The organism is Streptomyces sp. NPDC020965 (assembly GCF_044333555.1).
Taxonomy (GTDB): Bacteria; Actinomycetota; Actinomycetes; order Streptomycetales; family Streptomycetaceae; genus Streptomyces.
In genome coordinates this window covers 261944-273928 of record NZ_JBIRRE010000005.1, presented here as the reverse complement: position 1 = coordinate 273928, position 11985 = coordinate 261944, and the positions used below count along the sequence as shown (strand labels likewise).

8 protein-coding genes are annotated in these 11985 nt (G+C 72.0%); 5 read left to right on the top strand and 3 right to left on the bottom strand.

Translation table 11 applies throughout. The annotated features are described in order from the left end of the window. Positions 1 to 19: 19 nt before the first annotated feature. From ACH4S7_RS17710 to ACH4S7_RS17700, 3 genes are all read right to left on the bottom strand, one after another. Positions 20 to 1960: an MFS transporter gene (locus ACH4S7_RS17710; RefSeq protein ID WP_398522112.1), complete on the bottom strand. Its 1941-nt coding sequence runs from the start codon at positions 1958 to 1960 to the stop codon at positions 20 to 22. After that, positions 1957 to 3390 carry a 4-hydroxyphenylacetate 3-hydroxylase family protein gene (locus tag ACH4S7_RS17705; RefSeq protein WP_398522111.1) on the bottom strand — a complete coding sequence of 478 codons (1434 nt, stop codon included), beginning with the start codon at positions 3388 to 3390 and terminating at the stop codon, positions 1957 to 1959. Before ACH4S7_RS17705 ends, ACH4S7_RS17710 begins: the two co-directional genes overlap by 4 nt. 102 nt (positions 3391 to 3492) lie before the next feature. Then, a complete protein-coding gene (locus ACH4S7_RS17700; RefSeq protein WP_398522365.1) occupies positions 3493 to 4470 on the bottom strand; it encodes an AraC family transcriptional regulator in 978 nt (325 codons plus the stop codon). 318 nt (positions 4471 to 4788) lie between these two features. Here ACH4S7_RS17700 and ACH4S7_RS17695 point away from each other — a divergent pair, with 318 nt between their 5' ends. The 5 genes from ACH4S7_RS17695 (at position 4789) to ACH4S7_RS17675 (ending at position 11854) form a co-directional block, all read left to right on the top strand. Next, entirely contained in the window at positions 4789 to 5700 is a 912-nt protein-coding gene (locus tag ACH4S7_RS17695) for an SDR family oxidoreductase (protein WP_398522110.1), read from the top strand. After that, positions 5697 to 5864, top strand: a complete 168-nt coding sequence (locus ACH4S7_RS17690) for a hypothetical protein (protein WP_398522109.1) — start codon at positions 5697 to 5699, stop codon at positions 5862 to 5864. Before ACH4S7_RS17695 ends, ACH4S7_RS17690 begins: the two co-directional genes overlap by 4 nt. A gap of 601 nt (positions 5865 to 6465) precedes the next feature. Continuing rightward, a complete protein-coding gene (locus ACH4S7_RS17685; protein WP_398522108.1) occupies positions 6466 to 8454 on the top strand; it encodes a maltotransferase domain-containing protein in 1989 nt (662 codons plus the stop codon). Then, the gene (treS, locus tag ACH4S7_RS17680) at positions 8451 to 10157 is read left to right on the top strand and encodes a maltose alpha-D-glucosyltransferase (protein WP_398522107.1); all 1707 of its coding nucleotides are present in this window, start codon (positions 8451 to 8453) and stop codon (positions 10155 to 10157) included. Before ACH4S7_RS17685 ends, treS begins: the two co-directional genes overlap by 4 nt. 200 nt (positions 10158 to 10357) lie before the next feature. Continuing rightward, positions 10358 to 11854 carry a maltokinase gene (locus tag ACH4S7_RS17675; protein WP_398522106.1) on the top strand — a complete coding sequence of 499 codons (1497 nt, stop codon included), beginning with the start codon at positions 10358 to 10360 and terminating at the stop codon, positions 11852 to 11854. The last annotated feature ends 131 nt before the right edge of the window (positions 11855 to 11985 follow it).

Genomic DNA, 11985 nt, shown 5'->3' with positions numbered 1-11985 from the left:
CACGCTGTCGCGGGCACCGTCACTCCACGGCGCCACCGACACGGTCCTGGCGCGCCACGGACCCGGTACCGGTCGCGGGACCGGTTCGCGGGCCGGGGGCGGGCGCGGGACCGTGGCCGGGTAAGGGCGCCGGTGGCCGCATACGCACCGAGAGCAGCACGGCGAGCGCGGCGAAGCCCGCGCCCACCAGGAGGGCGGCGGTGAATCCACTGGTCCGCCCGGCCGCCCCGGCGCCGTTGCCGACCGCCGCGACGGCCACCAGGACGGCGAGTCCGAGCACCGAGCCGAACTGCTGGCTGGTGTTGACGAGCCCGGAGGCGAGGCCGGTCTCCTCGGGGGCGGCGTCGGCCGTGGCGGCGACGTTGGTGGTGACCATGACCAGCGGCAGGGCGACGCCGATGACGAGACTGGGCGCGAAGACCGTGGTGAAGAAGGTGCCGTCGGCGGAGAGCGCGAGCGCCAGCCAGACCAGACCTGAGGCGAGGAGTCCGAAGCCGAGCGTCATCGTCGCGCGCAGGCCGATCCGGGCGATCAGCCGCCCGCTCTGGGGTGCCACGGCGACGACGACCAGCGACAGCGGCAGCAGTCCGAGGCCGCCGACCAGCGGAGACTGGTCGAGCACGGTCTGAAGGTAGAGGCTGACCAGGAAGAACATCGGGAAGAGCGCCATCTGGCCGAGCGCGCTGAGGACGTTGGCGTTCCGCAGCGCGGGCCGTCTCAGCACGGCCGGCGGCACCAGCGGATGCGCGATCCTCGACTCCAGCAGGGCGAAGACGGCGAGCAGCAGCAGCCCGGCGCCACCGGCGACGAGCGTGCGGGTGCCGGTCCAGCCGGCTTCGGCCGCGCCGACGAGCGCGTACGCCACCAGTCCGAGCCCGGCGGTGGCGGTGCACGCGCCACCGAGGTCGAAGCCGTTGGCGGCGCGGCGGCCACCCCGGTCGAGCAGCCGGAGCGCCGCACCGCCGAGGACGAGCCCGACGAACACATTGAGCCAGAACGTCGAACGCCAGCCGAGGGCGTCGGTGAGCACCCCGCCGAGGACGGTGCCCAGCACTCCGCCGAGCCCGCCCATCGCGGCGAAGGCGCCGAGTGCCGTGTGCCGGCCGGGGCCGGGCGGGAAGAGGTTGAGCAGCAGCGCGAAGGCGGCGGCAGCGGCCAGCGCGGCTCCCACGCCCTGGGCGGCCCGGGCGGCGATCAGCAGGCCCGGGCCACCGGCGAGCGCTCCGGCGACGGAGGCGACGGTGAGCAGGGCGAGGCCGGTGAGGTAGAGCCGGCGATGGCCGAGGAGGTCGGCGGCGCGACCGCCGAGGAGGAGGAGTCCGCCGAAGGTGATCAGGTAGGCGTTGGCGACCCAGGAGAGTCCGGCGGAGCCGGCGCCGAGGTCGTCGCCGATGGAGGGCAGGGCGACATTGATGATCGCCGTGTCCATGATCAGCAGTAGCTGGGTGGAGGCGAGCAGCGCGAGCGCGGCCCGGGTGCGGCCCGGGCCGCGGGTTTCGGCGGGCGCGGGGGCGCCGGCGGGCGCTTCGGCAGGGGCGTCAGACGGAGTGACGGGGGGCGCGCCATCGTCGGCGAGTACGGCCGATACGGCAGGGGTGACCGGGGCGGCGGGTACGGCGGATGCTGCCGGGGCGGCCGGGGTGGCGGGTACGGCGGATGCTGCCGGGGCGGCCGGGGTGGCGGGTACGGCGGATGCTGCCAGGTCGACGGGGTCCGGGTCGGCGGGCGCGCCCCCGTCGGGGGCCGGTGCCGGTGATCCGCCGGGCAGCGCGCCGGGGGCGGTGTCCGGGCGGCCGACGGACCCGGAGCCCCCGGGTCTGGTGAACCCGTTGGCGGGCTTCCCCGCGCCCCCGGACCCGCCGGGGGCGCCTGCGCCGCGTGAGCTGCCGGAGCCGCCCGAACCGCCGCCGGACCCGCCCGGTGTGCCGCCGTCGCCCGCGCCGCGACCGGGCCGGGTCATCGTGTTCGCCCGAGGTCGTACCCGTCCAGACAGGCACGGGCCAGCCGTTCGCAGTTCTCCGCGCCGCCCGCCCAGTTCTGCATCGTCAGATAGACGTGCGGAGCGCCGTGGTAGAAGCGCTCGTACTGCTCGTGCCGGGCCGCGAACTCCGACCCCAGCGCGTCCCACGCCAGCTTCAGCAGCTTGATCCGGCCCTCGGCCGGGGTGCCCGGGGCGCGCAGGTACTTCCGCACCACGGGTCCCAGCTCGGGGTGGAGCAGGTCCTCAGCCGACGCGGGGAGCTGGATGATTGAGCCGCCCGCGAGCTGCTTGATCTCCTGGAGCGCGCGCGGGTACAGCTCAGCGGCCATGATGCGCTGGGCGTACGAGATCTCGGTGCCGGGCATCACACCGCCGGCCCCGCCGTTGACGGGCTCGCAGGACGCCTCGGCGGCCAGCACGAACGCCTTGGCCTGCGCGACCATCCCGAGCAGCCGGCCCACCGACTGGGTGACGGCGGGCAGTCCGTCCGTGCCGTTCATCCGGGTCAGCAGGATGGCGACACCGGTGAGGAATTCGAGTTTGGTCCAGAAGCGGGTGGCGGCCTGGTGGACGAAGTTCACATAGGCCGGGGTCCGCCACCACATGGCGCCGGTGGCCTCGACGTTCCGGTAGGTCAGCACCCGCTCCCAGGGCACGAACACGTCCTCGCAGACGATCAGCGAGTCGTTCTCGTCGAACCGCGAGGAGAGCGGGTTGTCGAAGGTGCCGCGCGCCCCGGCCTCGTACGACCGGCGGGAGACGAACGACAGTCCGGGGGTGTCCACGGGTATCGAGAAGCAGAGCGCGTGGTCGACGTCCCCGGGCGCCAGCGGCTCGATCGTGCCGACGATCACCTCGTCCGCGAAGACCGCGCCGGTGCCGATCGATTTGGCGCCGCTGACCACGATCCCGCCGTCCCGCTCCTGGACGACCCGGACCACCAGATCGTCGTCGCCGGTGCCGGAGTGCGGGTTGGTGATGGTGAAGGCGCAGTACAGATCGTTCTCTGCGAGCCTGCGGTGGTACGCGACGGCGTTGCCGGACCCGGCGAAGGTGTCGGTGTCGAACAGCTCCGGCGCGGCGGCGAATCCGGCCGCCCCGCCCGCCATGTAGTCGGGGGTGCGACCGAGGAATCCGTAGCTCGTCTCCGCCCAGACCTTGTACGCCTCGCGCCGCGCCACCAGGTCCTCGCGGCTGCGCGGAATGGCGTAGGCGCGGTGCACACCGTCGGGGGTGGTGAGCGTGGTCCGGTACTCGGAGTCGTGCGCCAGGTCGTAGAGGTGTGCGATGGACGCCGCGGTGTTACGGAAGGCAGGGTGGCTGGTCACGTCCTTGACGCGCTCGCCGTCGAGCCACACCTCACGCCCGTCACGCAGCGATTCGAGGTATTTCCGGCCAGACCTGATCAACGTCTCTCCTCAAACGGAACTCCCCCGACAGAGCTGAGCCTCGCTCCGTCCGAGGACAGTGGGCAATGAACGACCGTCCAGCGGTGATTAAGAACCGGCCAGTCATGCGGCTGAGGGGCTCTTCGTACGGTACTCACCGGGCGTCGTGCCGTACCACTTGCGGAACGCGAGATGGAATCCGACCGCGCTCTGGTAGCCGACGCGCTGCGGTACGGCGGACTGCGGCAGCGAGGTCTCGGTGAGCAGCCGGGCCGCCTCCTGCATCCGCCGCCCCGTCAGATGGCGGGCGGGCGCCTCGCCGACCAGCTCGCGGAAGGCGGCGGTGAAGGCCGAGCGGGACATGCCGACCTCCCGGGCGAGCGATTCAATGGTCCAGGGTTCCGCGAACCGGGTGGCGATGATCACCATGGCCTTACTGATCCCGGGGTGGCGCAACATCGGCAGGGCAGCGGGGTTGTCGGCGAGATCGCGCAGCAGCGGCCGCATCGCGAGGACGAGCGCCATCTCGAACGCGCGCAGGGTCACCAGCCGGTCGCCGGGGCCCACCGGGCGGTCGGTGGCGGCGAGCAGCCGCAGTGTGTCACGGAGCAGCGGTTCCCGGTCGACCTGGGAGCAGTCCAGCACCAGCGCCCAGGGCAGCGCCTGGTAGAGGCCGGTGGCCGCGGACTCGTCGTAGTGCAGTCCGGCGCAGAGCAGCCGGCTCTGCGGGCCGCCGTTGCCCTCGATCGTGATCTGCCCGGAGGTGCCGGGTTCCCGCTCGGGGAGCACGGCGCCGAGGGCCACACCGCCGCGCCGGTCGGGGTGGTCGGAGAGGCGGTGGGCGGTGCCGGTGGGGAAGACGGCGAGGTCGCCGGTGTGGAGCTGGATCGGGGGGCGGCCCTCGGCGGTGACCCAACAGCCGCCCTGGGTGATGAAGTGGAGCACGGCACAGCTCTCCTCCGCGTCGCCCTCGATGGCCCAGGGGGCGCGGACGTGCCAGCGGCTGTCGAAGACCCCGGTCAGGCGCAGGGGCTTCAGCAGCTCGCTGAGGAGGTCTTCCGTATCGGGACCGGGATCGGCCGCGGGGGGTGGCACGGACATCACCGGCGGCGCCGACATCACCTGCGGTGCGGTCGTCGCACGGGCCGGACCGCGCGGGTCCGTCGCATGCGCCGATTCCGCCGCACGGCTCGCGCCGATCGCTCCGGTCGCACCCGTATCGGCGGGCGGACCGGTCGTCTCGGGGGCGCCGGTCTCAGCGGGGTCCATCTCAATGGAGTCCATTGGACGATCCTTCAACCTCCGCCCCGTTTTGTTAATTGATCGGCCGCCTCGGCCGACGCGAGCCTTGAAGAGCCGTACTAGCAGCGAGCACACCCTATCGAAGGGCTCTTCAGACATATGTCCGATCATATTCCGATGCGCGTAGCGGTCGTGGGGGCGACCGGCTTCCAAGGGGGTGCCACCGCGCGCCTGCTGACCGAACGCGGCCACCCGGTCCACACCTTGAGCCGCAAAGCGGAGGCGGACCGGCCGGAGCTGCCAGGAGTCTCCTTCGGCAGCGGTGACCTCGGTCGCTACGAGGACGTACGGCAGCTCTTCGAAGGGGCGACCCACGCCGCCGTGGTGATGCCGTTGGTGTACCAGGCCGAGAAGGTCATGCGGTACGCCCAGCACATCGCCAAGGCGGCCCGCGAGGCGGGCGTGCGGCGGCTCGTCTACAACACCAACACCCGGGTGCCGGACCGCACCACCAACGTCGTCGCCTTCGAGACCCGGCGACTGGCCGAGACGGTGTTCCGGGAGAGCCTGGCGCACAGCGGCGTGGAGCTGGTGGTCGTACGGCCCCCGGTCTATCTGGACAACCTCTTCAGCCCGTGGAACGGCCCCGCCCTGGTCAACGAGGGCGTGTTGGCCTATCCACTGCCGGCCGACGTACCCACCGCATGGCTCTCGCACCGGGACCTCGCGGAGGCGGTCTACGCCGCGCTCACCGTGGACGGCATCGCGGGCCGCGCCTTCGACATCGGGGGCGCCCGCACGCTGACCGGCCCGGAGCTGGCCGAGGCGTTCGCGCGGGGCCTGCGGCGGCCGGTGCGCTACGTACCGTTGGAACCGGCCGTGTTCGAGCGGGGGCTCTCGCAGATCCTGGGCCCGGAGTCGGCGGCCGGGATATCCGGGCTCTACCACTACATGGCGAGCGGGGTCGAGCCGGAGCTGATGCGGGGCGACGACGGGGCCACGGCGGCCTCGCTCTCGGTGAAGCCCGCACCGGTCGAGGAGTGGGTGGCACGGCAGTCGTGGCGACTGTGGGCGGGAGCCGACGCGTGAACCACGTACGACCCGAGCCGAGCTGGGGGCACACGCACACGGAGTCCCGGCGGCGCCGGACCGACCGCGAGCCGAGCTGGGGCCTCATCAGGCCCCGTACGCACCACACCCGTCCGGAACCGAGCTGGGGCCAGATCCCCGGCGAGCCGAGCTGGGGCGCGTAACCCGCACCGCATCACACCGCACGGCATCACACCGCACCGCACCGCACCGCATCGCACACGGCACGGCACGGCACGGCACCGGAGGACAACACAGCACCAGACCGCACAGCACCCGCACCCGCACTCGCACTCGCCAGACCGCACAGGGCCGGACGAGGACCGGACGAGGGCCGAGCACAGCGCACAGCACCCGGCGCCAGGGGGAGCACGGGGAGCAGGCGACAGAACAGGAGCGCGGGCTCCGGCGCACACGGCGCCGGGGCCCGCGCTCCGTCTGTGCGCCGTGCCCCCGGCTCACCCCTCCCCCGGACCTGCGCGTCCTTCCGCACGCCGACCCATCGGGGGCACTCCGGGTTGTTCACCGGGTGAGCGGGGGAAGGCTCATCCGGTACGCGTGGAGGAGCGGCCGGCGCCCCCTCGGCGCACGCTCGCCGACCGTCGTTCCGGCCCGTTCCTTCCGCCCACCGAGTGAACGCGGACAGGAGCGGCCATGCCCGCGACCCGCAAGCCGCCCACCGAGCGGTTACAAAGAACTGACATAAACGGCATACATCAGAAACAACGACAAGATGCCCAGTCCGTACTGCACCCAGGTGAGCCCATGATCGGTCGCATTCCCGTCCTGGACATCCGCCCCCGAGTCGACTGCGGGAGGAGACCCGCGAAGGCGGTCGTCGGCGAGACCTTCGAGGTCAGCGCCACCGTCTTCCGCGAGGGCCATGACGCGGTGGCCGCCAATGTGGCCCTGCGCGACCCGCAGGGCCGCCCCGGCCCCTGGACCCCCATGCGGGAGCTCGCCCCCGGTACCGACCGCTGGGGCGCCGACATCACCCCCGACGCCGAGGGCCGGTGGAGTTACGCCGTCGAGGCGTGGAGCGATCCGGTCGCCGGCTGGCTCCACCAGGCCCGGATCAAGATTCCCGCGGGCATCGACACCGCGCTGGTGCTCCAGGAGGGTGCCGCGCTCTACGAACGCGCGGCGGCCGGGGTGCCCAAGAGCGACGGCCGGGAGGCGGTGCTCGGCGCCGTGGACGGCCTCCGCGACGAGTCCCGCCCGGCCGCCGCCCGGCTGGCCGCGGCCCTCGCGCCCGACGCCGCCGATGCCCTCGGCCGCCATCCACTGCGGGACCTGGTGACCATCTCACGGCCGCTGCCGCTGGTGGTGGAGCGGCGCCGGGCGCTCTACGGGTCCTGGTACGAACTGTTCCCGCGCTCCGAGGGCGCCGTGGTCTCCGAGGGCGCCCCACCGGTCTCCGGCACCTTCCGCACCGCCGCCGAGCGGCTGCCCGCGGTCGCCGCGATGGGCTTCGACGTGGTCTATCTGCCCCCCGTCCACCCCATCGGCACCACCTTCCGCAAGGGCCCGAACAACAGCCTCTCCCCCGGTGTCCACGACGTCGGGGTGCCCTGGGCGATCGGCTCGGCCGACGGCGGTCACGACGCCCTCCACCCCGATCTCGGCACCCTCGACGACTTCGACCACTTCGTGCGGACGGCGCGCGACCTGCGGATGGAGATCGCCCTCGACTTCGCGCTCCAGTGCTCCCCCGACCACCCCTGGGTGCGTGAGCACCCCGAGTGGTTCCGCCACCGGATCGACGGCACGATCGCGCACGCCGAGAACCCGCCCAAGAAGTACCAGGACATCTATCCGATCCACTTCGACACGGATCCGCGCGGCCTGGTCCGCGAGACCCTGCGGGTACTCCGCTTCTGGATGGACCGCGGTATCCGGATCTTCCGGGTGGACAACCCGCACACCAAGCCCGTCGAGTTCTGGGAGAGGGTGATCGCGGACATCAACCGCGCCGATCCCGATGTGATCTTCCTGGCGGAGGCGTTCACCCGGCCGGCGATGATGCGCGCGCTGGCGGCCGTCGGCTTCCAGCAGTCGTACACCTACTTCACCTGGCGCACCGGCAAGCACGAGCTGACGGAGTATCTGACCGAGCTGTCCGGCGACTCCGCCTCGTACATGCGTCCGAACTTCTTCGTGAACACCCCGGACATCCTGCACGCCTACCTCCAGCACGGCGGCCGGCCCGCCTTCGAGGTGCGCGCGGTGCTGGCCGCGACCATGTCACCGAGCTGGGGCGTGTACGCGGGGTACGAACTCTGCGAGGGCACCCCGGTCCGGGACGGCAGCGAGGAGTATCTGCACTCGGAGAAGTACGAACTGCGCCCGCGCGACTGGGAGTCCGCCGAACGCGCGGGCCGCTCCATCGCCCCCCTGATCACCGCCCTCAACCGGATCAGACGGCGCCATCCGGCCCTCCAACAGCTCCGGAACGTCCACTTCCACGCCACCGACAACGACGCGGTGATCGCGTACTCCAAGCACCACGGTTCGAACACGGTCCTCGTCGTCGTCAACCTCGACCCCCACCACACCCAGGAGGCCACGGTCTCGTTGGACATGCCACGGCTCGGCCTCGCATGGCACGAGTCGGCACCGGTGCGCGATGAGCTCACCGGCGAGACCTATCACTGGGGCAGAGCCGCTTACGTGCGCCTAGAGCCGGGCCGCACGCCCGCGCACATCGTGGTTCTGCGACCGTCCCCGCCGATCGGAGGGTCACCCACATCATGATCGTCAATGAGCCCGTCCACGACCTGTTCGAGGACACCCCCGCCAACGACCGCGATCCCGACTGGTTCAAGCGGGCGGTCTTCTACGAAGTCCTCGTGCGGTCCTTCCAGGACAGCAACGGCGACGGCGTCGGAGACCTCAAGGGCATCACCGCCAAGCTCGACTACCTCCAGTGGCTGGGCGTCGACTGCCTGTGGCTGCCGCCGTTCTTCAAGTCCCCGCTGCGGGACGGCGGTTACGACGTCTCCGACTACACATCGGTCCTGCCGGAGTTCGGCGACCTCGCCGATTTCGTGGAGTTCGTGGACGCCGCCCACCAGCGCGGGATGCGCGTCATCATCGACTTCGTCATGAACCACACGAGCGATCAGCACGAGTGGTTCCAGGAGTCCCGGAACAACCCCGATGGACCGTACGGCGACTACTACGTCTGGGCCGACGACGACAAGCGGTACCCGGACGCCCGGATCATCTTCGTCGACACGGAGACCTCCAACTGGACCTTCGACCCGGTCCGCAAGCAGTACTACTGGCACCGCTTCTTCTCCCACCAGCCCGACCTCAACTACGAGAACCCGGCCGTGCAGGAGGAGATCGTCTCGGCCCTGCGGTTCTGGCTGGACCTGGGCATCGACGGCTTCCGGCTGGACGCCGTGCCCTACCTCTACCAGGACGAGGGCACCAACTGCGAGAACCTCCCCGCCACCCACACCTTCCTGAAGCGGGTGCGCAAGGAGATCGACGCGCACTACCCCGACACCGTGCTCCTCGCCGAGGCCAACCAGTGGCCGGAGGACGTGGTCGACTACTTCGGCGCCTTCCCGGGCGGCGGCGACGAGTGCCATATGGCGTTCCACTTCCCGGTGATGCCCCGGATCTTCATGGCCGTACGGCGGGAGTCCCGCTACCCGGTCTCGGAGATCCTCGCCAAGACCCCGGCGATCCCGAAGAACTGCCAGTGGGGGATCTTCCTCCGCAACCACGACGAGCTGACCCTCGAAATGGTCACGGACGAAGAGCGCGACTACATGTACGCGGAGTACGCCAAGGACCCCAGGATGCGGGCGAACATCGGCATCCGGCGCCGGCTCGCCCCGCTGCTGGACAACGACCGCAACCAGATCGAACTCTTCACCGCGCTGCTGCTGTCGCTACCCGGCTCGCCGATCCTGTACTACGGCGACGAGATCGGGATGGGCGACAACATCTGGCTCGGCGACCGGGACGCCGTACGGACCCCGATGCAGTGGACCCCCGACCGGAACGCCGGATTCTCCTCCTGCGACCCGGCCCGGCTCTACCTGCCGACCATCATGGACCCGGTCTACGGCTACCAGGTCGCCAATGTCGAGGCGTCGATGAGCAGCCCCTCCTCGCTGCTGCACTGGACCCGGCGCATGATCGAGATCCGGAAGCAGAACCACGCCTTCGGACTCGGCTCGTACACCGAACTGCCCTCGTCGAACCCCGCCGTGCTCGCGTTCACCCGGGAACACCAGGACGACCTGGTGATGTGCGTCCACAATTTCTCCCGTTTCGCCCAGCCGACCGAGCTGGATCTGCGGGAGTTCGCCGGGCGGCACCCGGTCGAGCTGATCGGCGGGGTGCGGTTCCCCGCCATCGGCCAGTGGCCCTATCTACTGACCCTCGCGGGCCACGGCTTCTACTGGTTCCGGCTGCGCAGGGACACGGCGGCCGGCTGACCCCATCGGGCGCGTCCGGCCCCCGAGACACAGGTGTCACAGGGAGCGGGGCGTACCTCCCGCGGGGCGGTTTCCACCGCCCCGCACCGGGCACTCTCCCCGTCATCCCCGCGCGCCGCCGGACAGTCAACGCCATGATCCGGGACACTCTGCGCATTCAGCGTCATTAGGGTGCATCTCGGGGAAAGGACGCGATTTCCATGTCGGAGGCTGCATCCACCCGGACTCCCGTCGCCCTGCTCCCGTCGCTCGCCCCCCTGCTGCTCGCCTGGCTGCCCCGCCAGCGCTGGTTCGCCGGGAAGGGCCGGCCGGTCAGCGGCCTCTCGCTGGTCTCGGCGACCGAGCTGCTGCCGTCGCACGGGCGCGGGCCGGGGCTGCTCCATCTGCTGGTGGGGGTCGAACGCCCCGGACTCCCCACGACTCCCCCGCCCCCCACCCACACCACCGGACCGCCCACCGCTGCGCTTCCCACGGTGCCCACGCTCCCCGCCGTCCCCCCGGTGCCCACCGTCCCCATGGACCGGCGCCACCCAGCCCAGGACTGCTACCAACTCCTCCTCGGGGTCCGCCGCACCCTCCCGCCCCATCTCGCCCCGGCCCTCATCGGCCGCCCGGCCGGCGGCCCGCTGGCCGGCCGGGCGGTGTACGAGGGACTCCACGACCCCCGACTGGCCGCCCTGATCCTGGAGCGGCTGCGCATCCCCGGCACCCTCGGCCCGCTGCGCTTCGCCGGGCTCGACCAGGCGCCCGCCGTCCCCGGTGGGCTCCCCGCCCGGCCGCTGGAGGCCGAACAGTCCAACTCGTCCCTGATCTACGGCGACGCGTACATCCTCAAGATCTTCCGGCGCGTCCAGCCGGGGCCCAACCCCGACCTCGAACTGCCCCTGGCCCTGGCCCGCGCCGGCTGCGGCCGGGTACCGGTCCCGGTCGCCTGGTACGAGTCGACCGCGCCCCGGCCGTACACCCTCGGCGTGCTCCAGCCCTATCTGCGGGGCTCCCGGGACGGCTGGCGGCTCGCCCTGGACGCGCTGGCCGCGGGCGCGTCCTTCACCACCGAGGCGCACGCGCTGGGCCGGGTCACCGCGGAGGTCCACACCGCGCTGGCGGCCGAACTGCCGACGGTCACCCTGCGCCCGGCCCAGAGCGCCCAGCTCGCGGCGGCGATGAACCGGCGGCTGGACGAGGCCGCGCAGTCGGTGCCCGCGCTGCTGCCGTACGTGCCCCGGCTGCGGACGGCGTTCGACACCATCGCAGAACTGGGACGCCGGGGCCGCCACTGGCCGGCGCAGCGGGTGCACGGCGACCTCCATCTGGGCCAGACCCTGCGCGGCGGCAGCTCCCTCGCCGACGACCACTGGTCGGTCATCGACTTCGAGGGCGAACCCGCCCGGCCGCTCACCGAACGCCGCCGGCCGCAGCCTCCGGTGCGGGACATCGCCGGAATGCTCCGCTCCTTCGACTACGCGGCCAGGAGCCACCAGCCGTGGAACCCGGCCTGGGCCGAACGCTGCCGGTCCGCGTACTGCGACGGATACGCCGAGGCGGCCGGCGCCGACCCGCGCGCGGAGCCGGAACTCCTGCGCGCGTACGAGACGGACAAGGCCGTGTACGAGGCCGTGTACGAAGCACGCCACCGGCCGGACTGGCTGCCGGTGCCGATGGCGGCGATCGACCGACTGGCCGCCGCCCTCACCTGACCCCCGCCCATCCCCCGTTCCCGTCCGCGTCCACCACGACCCGTCGCCGCCCGTCCACCCACCGCGGCCCGGCCCTCGTCCACCCGTCCACACATCCGCCCGTCCGCCCACCGCGGCCCGGTCCTCGTCCA